We start from the raw sequence: 24458 nt of genomic DNA on the forward strand, positions 1-24458 counted from the left end.
AGTAGCAGATCAAATGCTTATTGCAACTGCGTCCACTCAATCACGGCTTGAGCATTATCACCAATTAAAGTCCACTCACCATCCATCACATTTAACTGCAACTGCATTGTGCGTTCACAAAGGGCTTGTATCGCTTCTGTTGTAGCAGGTGATAACTGCCAAACTTGAACATTTTTTAATGTTTTAAGTTTGCTATTACGTTTGTACCATTCATCTACAGATGAACCATAGGTTACAACTGCAACTTCTTTACAACGTGCACTTGCCTTTTTTACTTTATCTTCGTCTGGGCTACCCACTTCAATCCATTTTGTCAGCTGACCTGTTAAGTCTTTTTCCCAAAGCGCAGGTTCATCTGTTTCAAATAAATCTTTCGTGAATTCTAAAGCTTCATCGGCAAAACGAGCATACGCCAAAATACGTACCATTAAACGCTCAATGGTTTCAGATGGATGTAAAGCCATTGTCAATTGATAGTCACCATATTGATGAACATCCATATTGGCAATGTTTAAATCTGCTTTATAAATTGTTGCTTTAAGCGCCATGAAATTTTCCTCAAATTTGGCGCCTAGCATATAAGATTTCAACTATTTTTGCAGAAGAAGTTTTATCCTGTCTGCTCAATACGGCACTGAAAAAGTGCTTCTTCAAAACTTAACCAATCTTGTTCATTTTGATAAATAATTTCTATACGGCTATCTATGCCTTCTTGTGTAGTCTGATAATTAAATTGATTGGGATTAAAATTAAATGCTTTCCAACCCTGATCTGTATTAAATACCGCTTTAATTCGAAGCCAATCTTTTTGTTCACACAATAAATCAAGCACATCATAAAAATTGAATGTCCAACTTTTTGGCATTTTCCAACCTGCAACGCTATAGCCTTGTGCACTTTCTACATAATGATATGGCAATTGCTTAATCACAGGCTTTTCATCAGAAGCTAATGTTTTTTGTATTTTCAACAAAGGCTGAACCAGACGTTTACTGCCCGTATATAACTGATCTACATCCAGTAATTTTAATTCACCTTGAGAAATTAAGAGCCATTTTTGCTGATAGGCTTCATATTCTTTCTTCAAAGTTTCTAAAGCTAAGAAATCGGCTTCTAACATTAAATCTTGATGTGAAATTGCCACCACTTGTGCAACTTTCAACTGATCTTGATACAAGTTTTGCGTTGTCCATTCTGTATCGTGCAAACGTGAACCATCCACAACGGTAATCAAACTTCGCATACTTAAATGTTGTAACCAATGTGGCTCTGTTAACTGTTCTAATAATTGTGCAGGATGCCCTAAGCCAGTCGGTTCAATAAACAATCGATCAACTTTATTTTCAGAAATGAGTCGTGACAATGAAATTTGCATAGGCAGTTGACTACTGCAACACAAACATCCACCCAAAAGTTCTTGAACAGCATACCCCTCCGTTTGTGGCATGAGCTGTTGATCTATTCCTATTTGACCAAACTCATTCATGAGCACCGCCCACATTTCGCCTACAGGTTTTTGACGCAGTAAATTTTGTAATATTGTCGTTTTACCCGCACCGAGAAAACCCGAAATAATATGAGTAGGAATAGCTTGAGCTGGGGCAATTAATTTCAAAACATACTCACTTTAAATCGCAATTTTTCCATGCTACCAAGAAAAAGTTAGAGTTCAATCACAATTTTAAATTTCAACATACACAAACACTGAAGTAGTAATAAAAAATTACATAGCACTAAACATATTTCTTAAATATAGAATGTAAGTTTGTATTATTTACATTAAAACAAAGATTATTTTTCAACCAAAAATACATATTTCCAAACAAGTGATGAATATTTTTTACCCACAATATAACAAGAAAAAGACAAATTTAGACCTTATGTATTTACTAGGTTAATAGGAGTGTTTCGCTTTGTTGCTTTTATTGCTCAAAATACAATCGCAAACTAGCATAAGCGAACTCAATATCTATGTGATGGTAGATGTTGCTTATATATTTATATTAAATAAGGTTGCCAAAATGAAACTTACTCAAATTTTACTTGCTACAACTATCGCTGCTGCTGCCGCTACTACTTTCGCAGCTGAAGTACAAACACCGTCTCAACAATCTGAACAAGTTGTAGTTCAAGACCAAGCGTCTTCTGAGGTTGCTGCATCTGAAGTTGCAACTTCTGAAGCTGCTGCTCAATAATTATTTTTGAGTGCTCCTTTCTTCATTAAGTTCAATTTAGTTTTAGACTTAAATAAGAAATTTTAAATAGCTGAATTGATATCAATTCAGCTATTTTTTTATGTCTAATCACTTTAATGATAGAAAGAAATGATCATTTGATTATATTATTCAATTTCAAAATTTATTTATTACAATAATTATCAATGAGTTAAAAAACATCAAAGATTTTTCATTTACCGAATACACCCAAGTTTTACACTATCGCCTAGCTTGTTCATTCCAAGCGAATACTCGTTAATAGCACCAATGATTTGATTCATGATGGAACGGAAATTCGCTATGGCACATAAAACAAATTACAACACTGACGTTGCAATTTTAGGGGCTGGCCCAGTTGGTCTGACTATTGCCAATTATTTGAGCAAACAAGGTGTTCAAGTCACTGTTATTGAACAACTAGATCAATTAATTGACTACCCACGTGCAATTGGTATTGATGATGAGTCGTTAAGAACTATTCAATCTTTAGGTTTGGTTGATCAAGTACTTCCTCATACAACACCAAACCATGCCATGCGTTTCCTTACACCAAAGGGTCATTGCTTTGCAGATATTCAACCATTAACACGTGAGTTTGGTTTCTCACGTCGTAATGCGTTTATTCAGCCTCAAGTAGATAACGTATTACTCAATGGCTTAAAACAATACGAAAAAACTGAAGTTTTATTTTCACGTAACTTAACTGAGTTCACTCAAGATGCTCAAGGCGTGACTTTAAACATTCAAACTAAAGATCAACAAGAAGAAATCATTCGTGCAAAATATTTAATTGCATGTGATGGCGGCAACTCGATTGTACGTCGTACTTTAGACATTGGTTTCGATGGTAAAACTGCACCAAACCAATGGATTGTTATTGATATTGAAAATGATCCTCTGGCAACACCACATATTTATTTGTGTTGTGACCCTGTTCGTCCATACGTTTCGGCTGCACTACCACACGGTATCCGTCGTTTCGAATTTATGGTGATGCCAGGTGAAACTCAAGAAGAGTTAAGCAAACCAGAAAACATTGCAAAATTGCTTTCTAAAGTATTGCCAGATTCTGATGGTATTGAAGTGATTCGACAACGTGTTTACACACACAACGCGCGTATTGCAGACAAATTCCGTGTAGATCGTATTTTACTTGCAGGCGATGCCGCACACATTATGCCTGTATGGCAAGGTCAAGGTTATAACAGTGGTATGCGTGATGCCTTTAACCTTGCTTGGAAAATGGCACTCGTTGTTCAAGGTAAAGCGAGCCCTGATTTATTAGACAGCTATCAGGTTGAACGTAAAGATCATGCTAAAGCCATGATTGATCTTTCAGTGATGGCAGGTCATGTACTTGCGCCACCTAAAAAATGGCATGGTGTTGTACGTGATGGCATTGCATACGCCTTGAACTACATTAAACCAATTAAACAGTATTTATTGGAAATGCGTTTTAAACCAATGCCTCAATACAACGATGGTGCTTTACTTCCTCAAGCGAAGAAAACATCTCCTGTAGGCAAAATGTTTATTCAACCTGAAGTTAAGTTAGAGTCTGGTCAAACAGTATTGCTTGATGAAGTGATTGGTAATGATTTTGCGATTGTAGCTTGGGGTGTAGATCCGAAATGGGGTCTTTCAGAAAGCACGATGAAACAATGGCAAAAACTGGGTGTGAAATTCATTCAAGTGATTCCTGCTGTTCAATTGGGCAATGATAAACGCCAAAAGTTTGAAAATGTGATTACGATTGGTGACATAGGTACAGATATTCGTACTTGGTTTGGTAAAACTGAAGAATCTGTGGTTATTTTACGCCCTGACCGTTTCGTTGCTGCGCTTGCGATTCCGCAAACACTGGAACGTACAAGCCAAGCTTTGTTCTCTAAAATGCATGTAAGCTAAGTTAGGCTTCATCATAAAAAACCACGCAAATGCGTGGTTTTTTTTTAATTAGTAGAAATCAGCTCAATATCTTTATATTCAACTAATTTATATTTTTCAGCATTTGAGTCTAATTTCAATAATGCTTTATCACCAATCATTTCAATTAAATACCATTTTTCTTTATTGTCTTTCATCTGAACAATAGAGAAAAATAAATCAGGTCTTTTTATTATCTTATCTTTCTCAAATTTTGAAATTAATGAAGGTATTGTAAAAAAACCTATCACGCAAATGATATACCCTATAGGAATATTATTTTTAATTTTCGAGGAAGTCTTTTCATTGTATAAAATATTTTGTTCAGCAAGGTTTTGGTGAATTTTAAAATTCAGAGCATAAAAAGTTGTCATCAATAAGACTAATAAATTTATAAGATGGTCTTTATACGTTCCAAAGAATTGAGCCAAATCAAAGTAAAAAAAATATAAGACTACGCTATAAACAAAAGCTAAAAGTAAGGTGAAAAAACTAGCCCCAAATGCGCTTGTATTAGGTATAAAAGAAGCAACTATTCCACCTAAAGTTACAGATACTAAAATTTGAACTGAAAAAACTATAATATAAATTGGTGATAAATTACCGACGACCCATGCTAAATTAAGTTCTTGAAAAACTAAAATTTTTATCCAGTATGCAAATGCTAAACAAATGAAATAAAGTACTGTAACAAACTCAAACAGAGTCAAATTAAAATTTTCTGATATTTTTATATTCATAAAAAAAGGAACAACAATTATGCTATTCCTTTAATTTACAACAACTTTCATTAAAAACCTAAATAAAACTGATCTTTTAGCACTTTTAAAATCAAATCAATCGCAGCATTTTTTTGCCCTTTCGGATAACTCGCATACAGCTCAATCATCGGCAAAGGCTCAATGGTATTTTTCACCACAATTTTATCGCCCAAAAGTGGAATCACATAAGCAGGCACCAAACTCCAACCAACCCCCATTCCAACTAAATTTACATTCAATAAAATATTCGTTGAATGCTGAACCACATTTACATTCAATTTAGACTTTTTGAAAAAGTCCTGAATAATTTTATGTAATTGAGGCGATGCACCTTCATCACTAATCACAAATTTTTGCTGGTTAAAACTCTTAATACTTACGCTTTTTTGTGCAGCAACAGGTGAATCTTTAGGAACAATTAAAGCCAAAGGCTCTCTAAATATTTCCACAAATTCTAAATCTTCGGAATCATCCACATAGCGAGTAAAGGCAATATCTAAATTCCCTTTTTTTAAGGCTTTAAACTGATCTGCATCGGTTTGACTATGAAAATGAATATTCAAATCAGGGAACTGAGCACGAATATTCGGCATAATATAAGGAAACACCTTCATTTCCGCTACGGGCACAAAGCCGATATTCAGCTGTAAATCATTCTTTTTCGCCACTTTACGTGCATCTTCAATGGCTTGCTCTGCATGTTCAAGTGAAAGTAAAGCTTGCTTTAAAAAAGCTTGCCCTTCTGCTGTTAGCTCCACTTTTCTATTAGTACGAACTAACAATTGCACACCAACTTCATGCTCTAAATCTTTAATTTGCTGACTTAATGAAGGTTGTACAGTACACATACGTTGTGCAGCTTTAGTAAAGTTCAACTCTTCTGCAACAGCAACAAAATATCGTAAGTGTCGTAATTCCATGTATATCTCCTATGCACTTTGTTTTTGACGGAGTGCAGGTGCAACGGTAGCTCTGTAAACCAATAACGTTAAAACAATAATCACGCTACAGAGTAAAAATGTATTTTGAAAACCCATCCAAGAAATGAAGATTCCCATAATGACTGAACCAACAGCCAAGCCAATATCAAATAAAGTGAAGAATGTAGAAATTGCATGTCCCATTCGCATTTTAGGAACACTTTGAATAGCAACTGTCTGTAAACATGGAAACAATGTCCCATAACCTATTCCAATAAATACCGCAGATAACCAAAGTGTCCATTGATTATTCACAAAACTGACAATAACCATGCCTATCGCAAAAAAAATGAATGACGGGTACATCACTGCACTTGGCCCTTTACGGTCAAACATCTTGCCTACAAATGGACGAACAACAATCATAGAAACTGCAAAAACAATGAAGAAAATACTCGCGTATTCAAAGAGATTTTTACTTTCACTGTAAGCTGTAATAAAGCTTAAAATACTTGAATAAGTTAAGGCTGTAAGTAAAGCCACTAATCCAACAGGAATAACTTTCGTTTCTACAATGTCATGCAAGTTAAGCTTTTGCTTTACTTGAATATCTTTAACTTCATAAGGCTGTTCAGGTATTTTTAGCATTAAACAAAAAATAAAACCTACCGCCATTAAAATGGACAACAATGCGAATAAGGTATTAAAACTTGCATATTGAATAACAGTTAAGGCAATTAATGGTCCAATCACAACACCAAGGTTGGTCGACATTACAAAATATCCCATACCCTCACCTTTACGGTGCTCAGGAATGAAGTCATTTGCAATAGGAACAGTAACTGTCGTTAATATACTGAACCAAAACCCATGTAAAAAACGCACAAGTAATAAAGACCACATACTATCAATCCAGATATAACTCAAAGCGAATAATACAAAGAGCAACTCCGAACCTCTAAATGTGAGTTTTTTCCCTAGTTTTTGGCTAATTAACCCTGAAAATGGTCGAATAGATATAGATGAAACAAGAAATAATGTAAGTGCTAAACCTGCTTGCTCAATTGTTCCACCCAAATCTTTCATAATATAAATGGGTAAAACAGCAAGTAATGCAAAATAATAGGTAAATAGAAATAGATTATTAAATACACATAAGATAAATGATTTATTCCACAACTGTTGCTGAGTAGTATCGTTCATTATTTTTATCCCATTACTCAGCAGCGTTTTTAATCAATATTGGACTTAACACAAAATCGACTAATTCTGAAATATAGACTTCATCTGGAATTTTATTAAAAAAGATAATTTGATAATGCAAAGGTGCATACAAACTATCGAGCATCAGTTCAAATGAATAATCCGCAATAATTTCATTACGCGCTATCGAATGTTGAAGCAGTTTCCTCACTTGTTCACGGCGTGGCAATAAATATTGTTGGAAAAACTTCCCGGCAGATTTTCGATGTTCTGCCATAACCACCAATAAGGCACGACCAACCCCTTGGCTTAATGCGTGGCTCAATTTAAGAAGTTGTTGCTGCAAATTAAATGTTAAAGACTGATCAAAATCTAAATCAAAAACTGATTCTGTTTTATAACCAAATGCTGAAAAAACTAAATCAGATTTGTGCTTCCACCAACGGTATATTGTTGATTTACCTACCCCTGCTCGGGCTGCAACATCTTCAATAGTCAGCTTTGTATATTCCATTTCTTCTAGCGCTTCAATAACAGCATTCAAAATTTCATGCTGTTTACGCGAACACTTTTCTTCCATGTGCATCACCACAAAACGATACGTATCGTTTTATTTTATAGTATTCAAACTATATGCCTCTATACAACTTAAGGTGTATACATATTTTCCCATAAAAAAAGACTCCTTTAAGGAGCCTTTTCTTACCACGTAAAACTTAACGTGCTTTTTTATAAATACTGCAAGAAGGATGATGACTTTCTTGAAGACGAGCAACCTTACGATGCTCTGCCGACTCAAAACGGCAACGTTTCCAATCATTATCTAAATTTAGTGCAGGAATTTGTTTTGGTTTTCCTACTTCATCTACAGCAACCATTGTGAAATAGCAGCTGTTTGTATGACGTACTGTACGCTTTTGAATATTTTGCGCTTCTACACGAATACCAATTTCCATAGAAGTACGACCAACATGATTGACACTTGCAAGGAATGTCACCATTTCACCCACATGAATAGGTTCTTTAAACGTTACTTTATCTACAGAAAGCGTAACAACATAACTACCCGAATAACGGCTTGCACATGCGTACGCTACCTGATCGAGTAATTTTAAAATTGTTCCACCATGAACATTACCTGAAAAGTTTGCCATGTCTGGTGTCATTAAAACTGACATTGTAAGCTCAGACTGATCTTCTAATATTGGGGCAATTTGATCTAATGGGGACATTACGTTCTCTAGACTCTTTTAAAGACAATAAGATATGTGAATAATATTATATCGCTTTTTTTAATCATTTTTCCGTTTGCTTATCTAAAAATGTCATCATTATTTTTTATAATGATTAGTACATCATTCACAAAAATGTATAATAATTTACTCGCCTATCGTTTTAATTTATTGTTTCCGTAATTTTTTTTATTGAATAAAACAAAAAAACATAATATTCAATAGTTTTTAAAATACAAAAAAGAAACATTTAGCAATGCATTCGGTAAATTATCCTATCTACCGAATTCATTGGATAAATTTAAAACTACTTGATTGCTCTAGGTACAAGTCTCAACATCTCCTGTGCAATGTTTCCATATTTAATTATATTTTTTCCATCCAAAATTGCTTCTATTTCAAATGAACCGTCAACATTTTTATTAATTACTGTAAACACAACATTTTCTATCGTTGCCATCATCACATCTGAACCAATACCAATTTTATTCATAAATCATCCTGTTATTGATTATCCAATATCTTTGAAATTAAAAATTATAAACATCCATTCAAACGATAAAATTATAATTAAATACAACCAAACGTTAAACATAAATTATTGAATTAATTGGTAGATTTTTAATAAAATTGCAACACTTATAGAAATTACATCTAACTTAAGATAAATAAAATAGATTTTTCAATATTTTATTTTCATATAAATTTTTCTTAAGTATTCTGTAATATAAAAAAAGACCTAATAAAAGTAGGTCTTTGAAATTCAGCCAATCTATTCTTCTGTAATAAAACGATCTGAATTCTTTACAACGGAATAATTATCTATAAGTTGTTTTAATTTAGGAATGATTTGATTAGTCGCATTTTGTCCTGCAAGCATCGTTTGTTCACGACCACTCACATCAAAAATATGCACTTTTTCACGCAAATCAGGTTGAATAATGATATCTGCTTCTTTTAATTCTTCATGTGCTAACTGCTTCTGCATAATATTAATATTCTGATTAAACAATCCCCAAACATTCGAGGTCTCTGTATGAACAGGTTGTGCCAATATATCTACAGCAATAATAATATCTGCACCTAACTCCTTTGCAATTTCAACAGGTACAGGGCTAACTAAACCACCATCTACATATTCATCATCGCCAATTTTTGTGGGTATAAACATACTAGGAATTGCAACCGAAGCCCTTACAGCTTGTCCTGTATTGCCATAATTAAAAACAACTTTTTTCCCTTCTTTAAGCTCCGTTGCAACAACATACATTGGCGTTTTTAAAGCTTGTAATGGCGTATTATTCACTTGCTCATTCATAAAATTTTCAACTTTTTGTCCTTCAAAAAAGCCTTTTCTATCAATAGTTACATCACGAACATCATTTGCTTTTAAATTTAATGCAACTTCTCTTAACTCTGCTGCATTCTTACCACTGGCATACAGTGAACCCACAATACTTCCTGCGCTTGTACCCACAATAAAATCTGGGTAAATATGATTTTTTTCCAAAACTTCAATAGCACCAATATGAGCATAACCTCTTGCTCCACCACTTCCTAAAACCAATGCAACAACTGGCTGTGTTGAATCTTTCTTATTCTTTCTAAAATCTATTCGATTAGATACTTCTCGAGCATCTTCCACAGTATTATTCGCCATTAATTTTGACTTATTATTTTGCTGAACTGAAGAAAGACTTTGACAGCCCGTAAGTAATACAACGGTACATGCAAATATAAGATTTAACTTCAACATCTTGCCTTTCATTTTTAAATTGATCGCTTATACCATACTATTAATTTATGGATAAATTTAAGATTTCTAATTTAACTTTGTTTCAATTTTTCTAAATCATTCACTACTTAATTATTTAATCAAAAAAAAAGCCTCTATAAAAGAGGCTGTTTAGACGTTAAAAAATTACCAAATATCTGAATTTACTTTGTCTTTAAATTGAGGATGTTCATCCAACTTAAACACAGGCTCTTTAATTCCTCTTTTCAACTGTGCTCTGTAGTCTTTCAACAACATCATAAAGAATGGCGTTAACAATACAATCGCTAATAAGTTAATGCATGCCATACTTCCCATAAATAAGTCAGCCATAGACCAAATTAATGGAACACTTGTAATCGCGCCAAAATAAACCATAACCAATACAAAAACACGGAAAATAAACATCAAATGCTTATTATTATTAATAAATTGGATGTTTCCTTCGGCATAAGCATAGTTACCAATGATAGAAGAAAATGCAAACATAAATAAAATGATTGCTAAGAAATCTCCACCCCACATACCAATCTGACTTTCCAATGCCATTTGAGTTAAAGTCACACCCTCAAAGCCAGCATCATGATACATACCCGAAACTAAAATAATAATTGCGGTACATGTACAAACGACAAAAGTATCTACAAACACACCCAACATCTGCACCAAACCTTGGTTTACAGGATGTTTTACATCAGATGCTGCCGCGGCATTAGGTGCAGACCCCATACCTGCTTCATTTGAGAATAATCCACGCTTAATCCCTTGCATCATTGCCATTGAGACCATAGCACCAAAGAAACCACCTGCTGCCGCATCAAACTCAAAAGCTTTGCTCAAAATTAAGTGAAAGACATCTGGTAAAATATTGTAGTTACTGACTGCAATATACAGTGCGACAGCCAAATACAATAAAGCCATTAATGGCACAACACTTTCGGCAACTTTTGCAATACGCTTAATACCGCCAAAAATAACCAATGCTGTTAAGAAAACAAGTGCTAAACCAACCCACGAAACTTCTAAATGTAGGTTACCCAATGATAAAACTGGGTTTGTTTTATTCCATCCCCAAGCATGCGAGGTTGCACCAATAATTGCATTGGCTTGTACTGCATTAAAAACAAAGCCATAAGTGAAAATTAAAGAAACGGCAAAAACAACACCCAACCACTTTTTCTTTAAACCCTGAGTAATATAATATGCAGGACCACCACGAAATTGTTGATTTTGTTTATCACGAATTTTAAACAACTGAGCCAGTGATGACTCTACAACAGCAGAACTCATACCAAGTAATGCTGTTACCCACATCCAAAATACTGCCCCAGGACCACCAATTGCGATAGCAATAGCAACGCCCGCAACATTTCCCACACCTACACGACTCGCCAGCCCTGTCACAAATGCCTGAAATGGTGTAATACCATGCGCATCATCGCCTTCTTTACGGCTGCTTTTCATTACCTTTAAACTATGAAATAGCATGCGTATCTGCACACCACCTGTAATCACTGTATAAAAGCCACCTACAGCTAAAAGAAAGATAACTAAAAAATCCCATAGTGGCGTATTTAGCGTATTCACCAAAGCCAATAAGCGTTCGTTCAAATGCTCATCCATATGCAGTCCTACAAGCTTAAAATTAAAATTATGATTAGAACCTGTTCATATTTATTAAAAATATATTCACGTCCTAAAATGTGGACGCATTATGCATTTTTATGAACAATTTTTTAATTATCTTTTACAATTTACTAATAAACTGCAGAATAAACAAACAAAAAAACAGGAGCAAATAGCTCCTGTTCTTCAATTTAAACTTAAATGCTTAAATTAGAAATTGTACTTAGCCATAAAGCCTACGCGATCATCATTGTATTTATCGCCTGCAAAGGTTTTACGATCACCTTTCACATATTCAACACCAAAATCAATTGGCTTAACAGGTGAATAAATAAAGTTGATCCAAGCTTGTGACAATGTTTTATTTTCAGTCGCATTTACAGCGGATTTAGCATAAGTAGTATCATCATCAGCAATGATTGCACCATAAGCCAAAGTTGTACGTAATTTTGGTGAAATTTGATAAGTGGCACCAATATTTGCAGCAATCGCTTCATTTTGATTAATTGAATTACCTTCAACTAAATATGATTTATTACTACCAATTAAATAATTAGTATTACCTTTAACATAAGACACATCAACACCAAGCTTTAAAGGTTCAATTGGTTTAAATGACACTCCACCAGCCACACCAAAACCAACTTTTTTATCATTCGCAGTATCATCTTTATACTGTTCAACAAATGCACGAGCAGATGCTTCACCACCAGTAAATCCTTGAACAACTTTAGCAGTCAATACAGGAACTGAATATTTCGTATTTGACGTAGTTGTATATGTTTCCTTTGCTGCATCGTAAGTCGCTGATGATATACCAGCACCTTTCCCTTGTTCAGCAGAGAAAATTAATTTTGTTTTAGGCGCAACATTAAAACCATAACGAACTTGTGGAAGACGTGCTGTCCCCGTACCAACGTTAGTTGAGAAATCAATCATTTCAGGTGAGTAACCACCTAAGAAGTTAGACGTTGTTTGACCTACTAACCAATTATTATACGTTAAGTATGCATGACGCACTCGTACAGCAGTACCTGTAGAATCTTCAGTTTTTCCAGCAAAGTCAATTTCAACTTTACCGCCTACATCTGCTCCTTCCACGTTTGTTTTAAAATCTAAACCTAAACGAGTTGTTTTAGCTGTAGAACGTAATTTATCTTTTGTAGCCCCTGTAGTAGAAGCTACACTACTAAAGTCACTATCTGCACCTTCAATGATATAGTTTGCATCTGCACGTACAAAACCATAAAGATTTACATTTGCACCAGCTTTAGACTTTAAACCAGCTAAACCTGATTGTGCTGGTGCAGCTTTTACTTGCTCAATTTGAGAAGCTTGCTGTAATTGCACTTGTTGCTGCTGCTGAATAAGTGTTTTTAGTGTTTCAACTTCTTGACGAAGCTGTTGAATTTGTTTTTGCTCTGCTGTTGCAGCATTTGCAACCGTGCTTAACATTAAAACTGATACAGTTGCCGCTAAGCTTTTTGCTACAAACTTAGTCGTTAGCAATTGACTCATGAAATTCTCCAAAATTTAAAATTGCGTCCGTGACTTTTTCTTTCAAGGTTATTTATATATTCCCAATAACCAAAAACTCAAAAGCTTTATAGATGAAACATCCGTATACAGAAGCTTAAAATATAATTATTACAACTTGTGTAATTTAGTTATTAATTCAATCCATGAATAAAACACTTCTCGAATTATGGATTTAATGTAACAAGTTCTTACCAATATTAAAATCAGTTTTACTGAATTACTTATAAAAAAAATATTAATATTTTTTATTAAAAATAACAAACCATTGTTTTTTAACAAAATTTAAAACAATGAAAATCCAGAAAAAATCTTAACTATACACTTATGTATTATATTTATTTTTTAAATACTAAGCTATTTAGTTGATATTTAATACACATTTAAAAATAAAATAAATTTCCGATAACTTTCTAACCTAAAATTAGAATTTAATATTTAAAAATTACATGAAAGTTATATGAAACAACATAAAGAAATGAAAATTTTTCCGAAAATCTATGTAATACCATTTTAAAATCTATAACTTTACTTAAAGACAAATTTAATATGTACATAGTATTATCTTAGTCATCGTTTCGGTTCACCCCAAAACAAACTTAAAACTTAAAATATTCACCATATATTATTCAAGGATCTGCTTTGAAATCTTGGCTTATACGTCTAAAACAAACAACTTACAACACGACGTTTATGTATAGCATTAGAATGATCATTGCATTCTCAGGTACGGCTTTTTTACCCTATTTTATGGGAAACCAACTTGCAACTATTCCCTTAACCTTAGGTGTTGTAGCGGCAGGTATCAGCGATATTGATGACAGATTTTCTGCGCGTATTCAAAACCAGCTTTATACCTACTTAGGTTTTTTCATTACCGCCACATCTATTCAATTACTGTTCCCTCATCCATTTTTATTTGCTTGTGGATTAATTATATCCTGCATTTGTTTAATATTATTAGGCTCTTTAGGTCGTAGATACGCCACCATTGCCTATGGTTGTTTAATTGTTTCTGTCTATTCCATGTTAGGCGTTCATATATTTGAAAGTTGGTATATGCAACCCTCTTTATTGGTAATTGGTGCCGCATGGTATGGACTCATTTCAACTATTAGCTTTTTACTTTTTCCTGTTCGAGAAGTACAAGATAAACTTTCTTTATGTTATTCATCATTAGGTGACTTTTTATTTGCGAAATCAAACCTTTTTGATGTCGATATGACACCAAAGAGTTATCAGCAAAGTATGATTGATCTTTCATTAGAAAATGGAACATTAGTCGGAATTTTTAACCAAATGAAGACTGCTTTACTCACACGTTTAAAGGGCGATCGTGGGCAAAAAGATACCCGTCGTAGCTTACAATACTATTTTGTTGCTCAAGATATTCATGAACGTGCAGACTCAGCACATATCGACTATCAAAAACTAGCTAAAATATTCGAACACAGCGATGTACTTTTTCGTTTTCAACGTATCTTATCTTTACAAGGCAAAGCCTGTAAGGATTTAAGTCAAAGTATTTTGAAACGTGAAGTTTACAATCATAACCAGCGTTTTAAGCATGCTTTTCAAAACCTAAAACACTCTCTTGAAAAGTTAAAAACAGATGATGCTTTTGATCAAATTTGGGTAAATTCACTTTATTCTTTATATCAAAACCTCAAATCGATCGATGCCCAGCTTAAAAATTTAGAAACAGAACGAACTATTTCGCTCGAAAAATCTAAACACATTGAAAATCAACTTAAAGATGATGATTTAAAAGGTTGGGATGATATTGTTGTTCGTATAAAACAAAATCTTACTCCTGAATCAGTTTTGTTCCGTCATGCTATTCGTATGTCTGTCGTACTTTTAGTTTCGTATATTTTTGTACAAATTACAGATATTCAATATGGATACTGGGTGCTTTTAACTGCATTATTTGTCATTCAACCTAACTTCAACGCAACCAAACGTCGCTTACGCCTAAGAATTGTAGGTACACTTATCGGTATTATTATTGGTTATGCAATTTTGTACTTTATTCCATCTGTAGAAGGACAATTACTTCTACTTATTATTAGTGGTGTTTTATTTTTTGAATTACGTAGTAAACAGTATGCTCAAGCAACTGCATTTATTACTATTTTAGCCCTTATTAACTTTAATTTAGATGGATTAGGTTTTGCAGCTGCCTTTCCTAGAATGCTTGATACCCTTATTGGCTGCGCACTCGCATGGCTTGGTGTCACTTTTATTTTTCCAGACTGGAAATTCCGACGTTTACCGCGCAATATTTCACGTTCACTCAATGCTCAAAGCAACTATTTGTCTGAAATTATTGAGCAATATAAAACAGGTCGAAATAACGGTTTAACTTATCGTATTGTTCGTCGCGCTGCTCACAACACAGATGCGGATGTTGCATCACTCATATCTACCTTGGCTACAGAACCAGATTTTGATCCAGATCAAAAAATTCTCGCCTTTGAATTTCTATGCTTAAACCATACTTTCTTAAGTTATATTGCAGCTTTGGGTGCACATAGAGAAAAAATTCAAGATCAAGAGATTTTGGCATTGCTAGATAAAGCACTCAATGATATTAATGGTGCATTACTTCGAGATGAAGTACCCGATTTAAGTGCTCAAAACATGCTACAAAAAATTCGTCAACGCTTAACGCTAAATACAGATGAAGATCAAAAATCTCTCATTATTTTACAGCAATTATCTTTGATGATGAGTATATTGAATCAACTTAGTCGCTTAAAGCAAAGTTTGAGTCATGATAGAGATGAACATTCCACAGAATTAGCATCTTTATAAATAGGATGAATATGCAACAATATACTCCTGAAATGTCTCAATTAATGCTACACTTTTTACAGTTCTAAATTTGTTAATTTCACTATGACCGCGAAAAATTTATACGCTTATACATTACACCCTGTAAACTACGAAATCTCTGAAGCTGAGCAACGTAATGCTCAACTTACAATTTGGCGTAGTACCAATAAAATTGGCATGAAAGCTTGGGCTATCATGGGGGTTGTTGCCTTACTTTCGATTCTAGGCATTGTTCTACTAAAAAACTATTCAACTATTTTCTGTTGGGTTGCTCTTATCAGTGTTGTTACATACTACCTAGTACGTCGCTTTGGTCTAGAATGGTATGTTAAACGCAAAATGAATGAGTTCCCTGTTCAAGAAATTGCAGGTATCCGTTTAGGCGTTCAACCTCATGGTATCGTAATGCGTCAGAAAATGGGGCTTCAAGAAGGCGTTGGTAGCGTTTCTTGGACAGACATTTATGAATGGTACAACACACCTGATTTCCTTTTAGTTAACTTCAAGGTTAAAGATCAACAAGGTGCATACATTCTTCCAAAACGCTTAGACTCTAAAAACTTTTCTTTTAATACAATTCGCAAACACTTAAAAGAAACAGTGGGTGAAGCTAAAAGCATTTAATTGCTAAAATAAAAATTGACCTCCTTTATAGGAGGTTTATTTTTATTAATCACATATTGAGAATAATTATTATTTAAATAATTCACTATTACTTCAAAATCTTGATATATAATTGAGAATAATTCTTCCTATCACTACAACGTCTCATGTTTAAGAAAACATTTTTTCAAATACATTGGTTCCTAGGAATTAGTGCTGGTCTTATCCTTTCTCTTATGGGGGTTACAGGTGCCATTTATTCATATGAACAACAAATTCTAAAAGCAATTAATCAAGACAGTTATGTTGTTCAAGTACAAAACACAGAAAAACTAACACCTGCTCAAATTTTTCAACAATTTAGCCAAGAAAACCCGACAACAAAAATTAATAGTATTACCATTTCTAAAGATCCTGAAGCATCATCAACGGTTAACATTGCAAAAGAAGGTGCACGTCGTGGCGTAAATATCATGATTAACCCCTATACAGCTGAAGTACTACCTGAAATCAAAGGACAAAAATTCTTTCAATTTATTCAGCAATTACACCGTAATTTAACTGTTGGCCCTATAGGTAAACAAATTACGGGTGCGTGTACACTTATCTTAATTTTCTTTGTATTAAGTGGACTATATTTACGCTGGCCAAAAAAACACTCGATTAAACAATGGTTTGCTATTAAGCCTAAACTTAAAGGTCGCAACTTCATTTGGGACTTACACGCAGTTGTAGGGACTTGGGTTGTCATTTTCTATCTTTTACTTGCATGTACTGGACTCTATTGGTCGTATGATTGGTGGCGTAATGGCATGTTTAAAGTACTTGGTGTAGAACGCCCTCAAGCTCAAATGCAGATGAATCAACCACGCCCGCAAGGTGCTAATGCAGAAAATCAAGCAACACGTGGTGAAAATCCTGAATCGAGAGAAAAGAAAGAAGTAAAAACACTACAACCTGAACAAATTAGTATAGCTTTAACACAAGCTTGGACAGGTTTTAATAGCCAAATTGGACGTGATTACTCTACTCTTACCTTAACCATTCCTAAAAAACCAAATGGTGAAATGGAGTTAAGTTTTGTCGATGCTGTTGCACAACACGAACGTGCTCGCAATAAAGCAACTTTTGACTACAAAACATCTCAACTCAAAGATATTGAACTTTATGAAGATAAAAAGTTAAATGAAAAAATCATGAGCAGCATGCTTCCTGTACATCGTGGTAGTTTCTTTGGCCCTATCTATCAATTCTTTGCAATGATTTCTGCATTATTAATGCCTTTATTCTTTGTCACAGGTTGGATGCTCTACCTTAAACGTCGCAAGCAAAAGAAACTCACCCTTGCTGCACGTAACACTCAATCAAGTTTCATCATAGATCCAAATGCAAAGCCATGGCTTATTGTTTATGCATCTCAAACAGGTGTTTCAGAACAACTTGCATGGAGTACTGCAACTAGCCTACAAGAAGCACACCAGCCTGTAACAGTTAAATCTGCACAACAAGTGAGCCTAGAAGATTTACAAAATGTAGAACAAGCTTTATTCGTTGCAAGCACCTATGGCACAGGTGATGCACCTGATTTAGCCTCTAGCTTTGAGAAAAAAGTAATGAGCTCTTCTGCAAATTTAAGTCATTTAAGCTTTGCGGTGCTTGCTTTAGGTTCAAAAGAATATGCGGAAACTTATTGTAGTTTTGGTCATGCGATTAACACATGGCTTAAAAACAATAATGCGCATTCACTTTTTGATGTTATCGAAGTAGATAATGCAAATAAAGATCATATTAAGCAATGGAATGAAGCACTTGCTCACTCAACTAAACTAGATTTACAACATGTTTCAATTGATAAAACATTCGATCAATGGACACTCAAAAATCGTACCCTATTAAATACAAATAGTTTAGGTGCACCTGCATTTAGTCTTGAACTAACCCCTTCTCATGATGCAATTTGGCAAGCGGGTGATATTGCTGAAATTCAACCTGGAAATAGTGCCGAAAGAATTCAACAATTCATGCAAAAGCATCACATTGCTGAAAGCTCAAAAGTAGACTCTTCTGGTATCCGTATTGAAACAGCACTCCTCTACAAAGATCTAACATGTGAAATTGAACCTTTTGCAAATCTAGATCACTTACTAGAGCAATTAACTGATTTAGCTACTCGTGAATATTCAATTGCAAGTATTCCATCTCAACAAGTTTTAAGGCTTGTTGTACGTCAACAATCGAATACTCTTGGGCAACTTGGTTTAGGTTCAGGCTGGTTAACGGAACACTCAAAATTGAATACCACTATTCGTTTGCGTATTCGTACCAATGAGTCATTTCATCTTATCGATGATAATAGACCAATTATCTGTATTGGTAACGGTACAGGCATTGCAGGTTTAATGAGCCTACTTCATGCTAGAGTTCGTCAAGATTACTCACAAAACTGGCTCATTTTTGGTGAACGTCAAATTCAACATGATTACTTCTTCCAAGAAACGATAGAGGCTTGGAAAAATATGGGAATGCTACAACATTTAGATTTAGCCTTCTCTAGAGACCAAGCTGAAAAAATCTATGTTCATCACAAATTATCGGAACATGCAGATGAGCTTAAAAAATGGATTAATGACGGTGCAGTGATTTATGTGTGCGGCAGCATTGAAGGTATGGCTTCCGATGTAGATCGTACATTAAATGAAATTTTAGGTGAAAATACTCTTGACCAATTACGCCAAGATGGACGTTATAAACGAGATGTTTATTAATCCATTTAATCTATGATTTAAGCACAATAATTCACTAAAAAACCGAGTTCGAGGGCTCGGTTTTTTTAATACTTTTATCAACATAACATTTAGATATATAATTTAGTAAATAACACAATTACTATGCTCTCTTATAACTCTAGAACAATTCTATTCTTCAATGATATCTATCTGATAAATTTATGAAATTCTTATTAAGCTATGATTCCCATATAAACCAATAGCATAATCTTTTAGGATTATTGTATCTAAAAAATGGGAATAATGAATAAACGTAATAAACGTAATAAACGTAATAAACGTAATAAACGTAATAAACGTAATAAACGTAATAAACGTAATAAACGTAATAAACGTAATAAACGTAATAAACGTAATAAACGTAATAAACGTAATAAACGATAGGTTCGAATTAAATTTGGTAATTTACTTGATAAAAATATGAATTGTATAAAAGATATGACTATAAAATTTAATAATATATTTCTAATTATATTTAAATATATGGTGGGCGCTGACGGGATCGAACCGCCGACATTCTGCTTGTAAGGCAGACGCTCTACCAACTGAGCTAAGCGCCCTGAGGAGTAAAAATAATATATTATTTTTACGATGCAAGATAAACGAATTACGTAGTCTTGGCATTTTGATCACATTTTTCACATCAGGGAATGAAAAATGGCGCAGCGGACGGGACTCGAACCCGCGACCCTCGGCGTGACAGGCCGATATTCTAACCAACTGAACTACCGCTGCATCGCTATACTTATTACTAAGTATTTATCTTATAAATAAGATATGGTGGGCGCTGACGGGATCGAACCGCCGACATTCTGCTTGTAAGGCAGACGCTCTACCAACTGAGCTAAGCGCCCTTAAAGGGTCAAACATTTAGACTTTAAAATGGCGCAGCGGACGGGACTCGAACCCGCGACCCTCGGCGTGACAGGCCGATATTCTAACCAACTGAACTACCGCTGCATCAAAAAATCTGGTGGGCGCTGACGGGATCGAACCGCCGACATTCTGCTTGTAAGGCAGACGCTCTACCAACTGAGCTAAGCGCCCTTTAAAAGGTCTATTACGTAAATGGCGCAGCGGACGGGACTCGAACCCGCGACCCTCGGCGTGACAGGCCGATATTCTAACCAACTGAACTACCGCTGCACTTACATAATATCTCTATTAAAGCACAAACAATGTATTAAGAACTTAAAATGGCGCAGCGGACGGGACTCGAACCCGCGACCCTCGGCGTGACAGGCCGATATTCTAACCAACTGAACTACCGCTGCACTATAAGTATCTTAACTTTGAAAGAAGCTTGGTGGGCGCTGACGGGATCGAACCGCCGACATTCTGCTTGTAAGGCAGACGCTCTACCAACTGAGCTAAGCGCCCTTTCAAATCGACTTCATCGCTTGATGAGGTGCATTATAGAGAATCCTGACAGTCTGTCAAACGCTTTTGTAACTGTTTTCCACATTTTCAGCTTGAGTGATTAAAAAATAGGTTATTCGATTCAAAAACAAGCAAATTTCATGATTTTTTTAGAAAAAAATACTTGTTTCTATCCTTTTCACTCACATCTTGTTTTAACTTAAATACAAAAAATAGGATATTTTTAGGTGTTTTTTAAATATTGAGCAATTTTTTTTCAGAAATATAGACTAATGCTTTTTCTGAAATCAAATTAAATAGCTCAATCACATCTACATTTCTCATTCGAATACAACCATGAGACTTTGGAATGCCCATTGGTTCTGTATCTGGCGTTCCATGTATATAGATATAACGCTTAAATGTGTCACACCCTTCACCTAAATTAAATCCTTCCTCCAACCCACTTAACCAAAGTATGCGAGATAAAATCCAGTCTTTTTCAGGAAATGCTTCCGCTAAATCTTGATTATAAATTTCGCCTGTTTCTTGACGTGCAATAAATACTGTATTTTCTGGTGAGTTTTCACCTACTTTTATAGCAATTTCATGCCATCCTCTTGGTGTTTTTCCTGAATTCTCTTTTTCACCAATACCATTTAGACCGCTAGAAATAACATAAAGTTTTTTATGTTTCGGTAAATATAAAATCTGCTCTTCTAAATCAATTAAAATATCTGCTTGTTCTAGAGTATATTTCATTTTTCTTTATGACCTCCCTCAAGCTCTGGTTCTGGTCTTAACCATAACCAAATTGCAACTATCAACATAGTAACGTCTGTGAAAACTTTAACAGCAAGCGGTGCACTGGTAAATAACATCAGAATACCGCTTGCAAGCATCATAATACTTGCAAACCATTTTGCTTTTCTTGGCACAGTTCCATTTGCACGCCATGCTTTTAATGTAGAACCGTATTTAGGATGATTCAATAACCATGCATCCATTTGTGGCCACCCCTTAGATGCCGCCCATGCTGCTAAAATAAGAAAAACCGTTGTTGGCATACCTGGCAACAATGCCCCAATGAAGCCAAGTATTACGAAGATGATAACCAAACTTCGCCAAAACAACATTTTCATAGATTTTTCCTACGTTAATCATTTTTGTAGTATAAGTTGTTTTAAATGATTATCTGTTGCATTTCTTCACTTTTTAGCTTGGATTTAACATGCCTCACGCTCCAACAGCATTAATGCTAGAACCTTGGCTAAAATATAAAACTCCAGCTGTCCGCCATCTTGCATTTGCACTTGCAAGTCCAAGTATTTTGTCTAACATCCCTTCTGACTTAACCATTCATCATTCCTTTGATTTACATTCAGATGAACATTGGCATTATCACTATAAAAACTATGAAAATCGTTTACATGAACTTGATTTAGACAGTACAGAACTTGATATATTTCTAGCAAAACTCAAAAGTACACGTTTAGGTTTACGCTTTGAAATGCTTTTTTGGTTTTGGTTACTTGATGCCAAATATCACCATTACACACTTTTAGATCACAGCATTCAAATTATTGATGGTCCAAGAACCATTGGTGAACTCGACTTTTTAATTTTTAACAATAAAGAAAATCGAATTGAACATTGGGAAGTTGCTCTTAAATATTATCTAGCAGAAAAAGATTTGTCCCTACCTTTTTGGTATGGCTTAAACAGAAGTGATACTTTTGCACGTAAACTCAATCACTTTACTCAAAAGCAATTTCAATTTAGTCATGCTTTAAATCATAAAATTTCACATAAATTTGCTGTGATGAAAGGTCAATTATTTTTACCAGATCAACCAATAAAAATTAAGCAACCTAGCTGGATTAATCAAAATAGACGTCTCGGCACTTGGGGGACAGCCATTAAAAATCCACTTCAAGAATATTATCGCTTAAGCCGACAAGAATGGATTTGTCCACATATCAATCCAAGTAGTCAAACTGCGATATGGTGGACGGATGGCTTATATTATCAACCCGAATTGCAAAATTATTACATGTATAGAAATTCAAATTTACTAAACCGTTGGCCGACTAAAAAATAAGCTACAATTACTTACGTAAGCACCATAAAAAATCAACAATACTTTTCAGTTTATTTTTTAATCTAAAAAGGTAATAAAAATTTAACCTGAACGTATGGAACTCATTATGAAAAAAATTATTGTTGCATCAATTGCACTTGCTTTTGTATTAACTGGTTGTAATACCGTAAAAGGTGTTGGTGAAGATGTTTCTAAAGTCGGTGGTGCTGTTACTAATACGGCTGAAAAGACTTCAGAAAGTATTAGTAGAAAATAATTCCTTATTTTTAGTTATAGAGCCCTATCTTTGATAGGGTTTTTTATTTTTTAAAACTCCCTTTATGCTCAACTTTCGCCTATTATAGGGTGACTTTTTTGATGTGTTTTTATGGTATGACTCAGTCTGAAACTCTTGATCTTAGCTTACAATTATTACGCCAACCTTCGGTAACTCCCATTGATCATACTTGCCAAGACATTATGGCAAAACGCTTAGAAAAAATTGGTTTCAATATTGAAAACATGCGTTTTGATGATGTAGATAACCTTTGGGCACGTAAAGGCACTGAATCACCTGTATTTTGTTTTGCTGGTCATACCGATGTTGTTCCTACAGGTAGCTTAGATGTATGGAATTCAGATCCTTTTGCACCTGAAATCCGCGATGGAAAATTATATGGTCGTGGTAGTGCAGATATGAAAACTGCACTTGCTGCAATGGTCGTAGCATCTGAGCGCTTTGTCAAAAAACATCCTAATCACAAAGGTTCAATTGCATTTTTAATTACTTCTGATGAGGAAGGTCCTTCAATTAACGGAACTGTTAAAGTTATTGAAACCTTAGAAGCACGTAATGAAAAAATGACATGGTGCTTAGTGGGCGAGCCTTCAAGCACAAATAAGCTTGGCGATATTGTTAAAAATGGTCGTCGTGGTTCTTTAAATGCCAATGTAACGGTAAAAGGAAAACAAGGTCACGTTGCTTACCCTCACCTTGCGATTAACCCAATTCACACTGCATCTAAAGCTATTTCAGAGTTGTGCGAAACAGTTTGGGACAATGGCAATGAATATTTCCCTGCAACAACGTTCCAAATTTCGAATATTAATGCTGGTACGGGCGCAACTAATGTTGTACCCGGCACAATGGACATGTTGATTAACTGGCGCTATTCAACTGAAGTTACTGCTGAAGAATTACAAGCACGCACTTTAGAAATTTTAGACCGTAATAATGTTGACTACGATATTTCTTGGACACTTTCAGGTTTACCATTCTTGACGCCTGTTGGTGAACTCGTAAATGCTGCCAAAACTGCTATTTTAAATGTAACTGGTGTAGAAACTGAGCTTTCTACAAGTGGTGGTACTTCTGATGGTCGCTTTATTGCTCCCACAGGCGCACAAGTGCTCGAATTAGGCGTTTTGAATGCAACTATTCATCAGATTAACGAACATGTTAATGTTGACGATTTAGAGCCTCTTGCTGAGATTTACGAACAAATTTTAGAGAACTTACTGGCTTCATGATTTATTGCAGATAAGATAAATTAAAAGTCTAAAATAAAAAAGGAACTCTCTAGAGTTCCTTTTTTTTA

The 24458-nt window shown here is 34.7% G+C and carries 22 protein-coding genes and 8 tRNA genes; 9 read left to right on the forward strand and 21 right to left on the reverse strand.

The genetic code is table 11. The features are described from left to right. Nucleotides 1-17: 17 nt before the first annotated feature. Both AC5YC8_RS04925 and AC5YC8_RS04930 read right to left on the reverse strand, forming a co-directional pair. Nucleotides 18-548 carry a YaeQ family protein gene (locus AC5YC8_RS04925; RefSeq protein WP_496163762.1) on the reverse strand — a complete coding sequence of 177 codons (531 nt, stop codon included), beginning with the start codon at nt 546-548 and terminating at the stop codon, nt 18-20. 62 nt (nt 549-610) lie between these two features. After that, on the reverse strand, nt 611-1615 hold the full coding sequence (locus AC5YC8_RS04930) for a CobW family GTP-binding protein (RefSeq protein ID WP_496163763.1): 1005 nt from the start codon (nt 1613-1615) through the stop codon (nt 611-613). 406 nt (nt 1616-2021) lie between these two features. Between AC5YC8_RS04930 and AC5YC8_RS04935 the strand changes: the two genes are divergently transcribed. Next, on the forward strand, nt 2022-2195 hold the full coding sequence (locus AC5YC8_RS04935) for a hypothetical protein (RefSeq protein WP_496163764.1): 174 nt from the start codon (nt 2022-2024) through the stop codon (nt 2193-2195). Between the two features lie 303 nt (nt 2196-2498). Then, entirely contained in the window at nt 2499-4124 is a 1626-nt protein-coding gene (locus AC5YC8_RS04940; RefSeq protein WP_496163911.1) for a bifunctional 3-(3-hydroxy-phenyl)propionate/3-hydroxycinnamic acid hydroxylase, read from the forward strand. Nucleotides 4125-4168: 44 nt separating this feature from the next. Here the strand turns inward: AC5YC8_RS04940 and AC5YC8_RS04945 are convergent, their stop codons facing one another. The 9 genes from AC5YC8_RS04945 to AC5YC8_RS04985 all read right to left on the reverse strand — a co-directional run bounded on the left by AC5YC8_RS04945 (nt 4169) and on the right by AC5YC8_RS04985 (nt 13176). After that, entirely contained in the window at nt 4169-4882 is a 714-nt protein-coding gene (locus AC5YC8_RS04945) for a hypothetical protein (RefSeq protein ID WP_496163765.1), read from the reverse strand. A 50-nt stretch (nt 4883-4932) separates the two neighbouring features. Then, nucleotides 4933-5823 carry a LysR substrate-binding domain-containing protein gene (locus AC5YC8_RS04950; RefSeq protein WP_496163766.1) on the reverse strand — a complete coding sequence of 297 codons (891 nt, stop codon included), beginning with the start codon at nt 5821-5823 and terminating at the stop codon, nt 4933-4935. A 9-nt stretch (nt 5824-5832) separates the two neighbouring features. Then, complete coding sequence (locus AC5YC8_RS04955) at nt 5833-7026, reverse strand: MFS transporter (RefSeq protein ID WP_496163767.1); 1194 nt, start codon at nt 7024-7026, stop codon at nt 5833-5835. 13 nt (nt 7027-7039) lie between these two features. Further along, complete coding sequence (locus tag AC5YC8_RS04960; RefSeq protein WP_496163768.1) at nt 7040-7612, reverse strand: TetR/AcrR family transcriptional regulator; 573 nt, start codon at nt 7610-7612, stop codon at nt 7040-7042. A gap of 130 nt (nt 7613-7742) precedes the next feature. Continuing rightward, the gene (locus AC5YC8_RS04965; RefSeq protein WP_496163769.1) at nt 7743-8258 is read right to left on the reverse strand and encodes an acyl-CoA thioesterase; all 516 of its coding nucleotides are present in this window, start codon (nt 8256-8258) and stop codon (nt 7743-7745) included. Nucleotides 8259-8565: 307 nt separating this feature from the next. Then, entirely contained in the window at nt 8566-8751 is a 186-nt protein-coding gene (locus AC5YC8_RS04970; protein ID WP_496116459.1) for a hypothetical protein, read from the reverse strand. Between the two features lie 279 nt (nt 8752-9030). Next, nucleotides 9031-10014, reverse strand: a complete 984-nt coding sequence (locus tag AC5YC8_RS04975) for a patatin-like phospholipase family protein (protein ID WP_496163770.1) — start codon at nt 10012-10014, stop codon at nt 9031-9033. Between the two features lie 165 nt (nt 10015-10179). After that, nucleotides 10180-11655 (reverse strand): alanine/glycine:cation symporter family protein, encoded by a 1476-nt coding sequence (locus AC5YC8_RS04980; RefSeq protein ID WP_496163771.1) that lies wholly within the window; start codon nt 11653-11655, stop codon nt 10180-10182. Nucleotides 11656-11868: 213 nt separating this feature from the next. Beyond that, complete coding sequence (locus AC5YC8_RS04985; RefSeq protein ID WP_496163772.1) at nt 11869-13176, reverse strand: DcaP family trimeric outer membrane transporter; 1308 nt, start codon at nt 13174-13176, stop codon at nt 11869-11871. A 660-nt stretch (nt 13177-13836) separates the two neighbouring features. Between AC5YC8_RS04985 and yccS the strand changes: the two genes are divergently transcribed. From yccS to AC5YC8_RS05005, 4 genes are all read left to right on the forward strand, one after another. Then, nucleotides 13837-16011, forward strand: coding sequence for a YccS family putative transporter (gene yccS, locus AC5YC8_RS04990; RefSeq protein WP_496116464.1), 2175 nt, complete (start codon nt 13837-13839; stop codon nt 16009-16011). A gap of 84 nt (nt 16012-16095) precedes the next feature. Then, entirely contained in the window at nt 16096-16656 is a 561-nt protein-coding gene (locus tag AC5YC8_RS04995; RefSeq protein WP_496163773.1) for a hypothetical protein, read from the forward strand. Nucleotides 16657-16802: 146 nt separating this feature from the next. Continuing rightward, nucleotides 16803-19400 (forward strand): PepSY domain-containing protein, encoded by a 2598-nt coding sequence (locus AC5YC8_RS05000; RefSeq protein WP_496163774.1) that lies wholly within the window; start codon nt 16803-16805, stop codon nt 19398-19400. 264 nt (nt 19401-19664) lie between these two features. Next, nucleotides 19665-19805, forward strand: coding sequence for a hypothetical protein (locus AC5YC8_RS05005; protein ID WP_496163775.1), 141 nt, complete (start codon nt 19665-19667; stop codon nt 19803-19805). A gap of 100 nt (nt 19806-19905) precedes the next feature. Here the strand turns inward: AC5YC8_RS05005 and AC5YC8_RS05010 are convergent. The 10 genes from AC5YC8_RS05010 to AC5YC8_RS05055 form a co-directional block, all read right to left on the reverse strand. Continuing rightward, a tRNA-Val gene (locus tag AC5YC8_RS05010) sits at nt 19906-19981 on the reverse strand. 98 nt (nt 19982-20079) lie between these two features. Beyond that, nucleotides 20080-20156: transfer RNA gene (locus AC5YC8_RS05015), tRNA-Asp, on the reverse strand. 43 nt (nt 20157-20199) lie between these two features. Continuing rightward, nucleotides 20200-20275: transfer RNA gene (locus AC5YC8_RS05020), tRNA-Val, on the reverse strand. Nucleotides 20276-20304: 29 nt separating this feature from the next. Then, nucleotides 20305-20381 (reverse strand) — tRNA-Asp (locus AC5YC8_RS05025). An 11-nt stretch (nt 20382-20392) separates the two neighbouring features. Next, a tRNA-Val gene (locus AC5YC8_RS05030) sits at nt 20393-20468 on the reverse strand. Between the two features lie 22 nt (nt 20469-20490). Beyond that, nucleotides 20491-20567 (reverse strand) — tRNA-Asp (locus AC5YC8_RS05035). Between the two features lie 51 nt (nt 20568-20618). Beyond that, a tRNA-Asp gene (locus tag AC5YC8_RS05040) sits at nt 20619-20695 on the reverse strand. A gap of 30 nt (nt 20696-20725) precedes the next feature. Beyond that, nucleotides 20726-20801 (reverse strand) — tRNA-Val (locus AC5YC8_RS05045). A 234-nt stretch (nt 20802-21035) separates the two neighbouring features. Beyond that, on the reverse strand, nt 21036-21542 hold the full coding sequence (gene elsL / locus AC5YC8_RS05050; protein ID WP_496163776.1) for a cell wall-recycling L,D-carboxypeptidase ElsL: 507 nt from the start codon (nt 21540-21542) through the stop codon (nt 21036-21038). Beyond that, nucleotides 21539-21922, reverse strand: coding sequence for a YbaN family protein (locus AC5YC8_RS05055; protein WP_496163777.1), 384 nt, complete (start codon nt 21920-21922; stop codon nt 21539-21541). Before AC5YC8_RS05055 ends, elsL begins: the two co-directional genes overlap by 4 nt. A gap of 89 nt (nt 21923-22011) precedes the next feature. Between AC5YC8_RS05055 and AC5YC8_RS05060 the strand changes: the two genes are divergently transcribed. The 3 genes from AC5YC8_RS05060 to dapE all read left to right on the forward strand — a co-directional run bounded on the left by AC5YC8_RS05060 (nt 22012) and on the right by dapE (nt 24390). Continuing rightward, complete coding sequence (locus AC5YC8_RS05060; protein ID WP_496163778.1) at nt 22012-22881, forward strand: DUF1853 family protein; 870 nt, start codon at nt 22012-22014, stop codon at nt 22879-22881. A gap of 106 nt (nt 22882-22987) precedes the next feature. Continuing rightward, on the forward strand, nt 22988-23137 hold the full coding sequence (locus tag AC5YC8_RS05065) for an entericidin A/B family lipoprotein (protein ID WP_496116471.1): 150 nt from the start codon (nt 22988-22990) through the stop codon (nt 23135-23137). A gap of 116 nt (nt 23138-23253) precedes the next feature. Continuing rightward, a complete protein-coding gene (dapE, locus tag AC5YC8_RS05070; RefSeq protein WP_496163912.1) occupies nt 23254-24390 on the forward strand; it encodes a succinyl-diaminopimelate desuccinylase in 1137 nt (378 codons plus the stop codon). Nucleotides 24391-24458 lie beyond the last annotated feature (68 nt).

Source organism: Acinetobacter sp. FY731 (genome assembly GCF_059515905.1).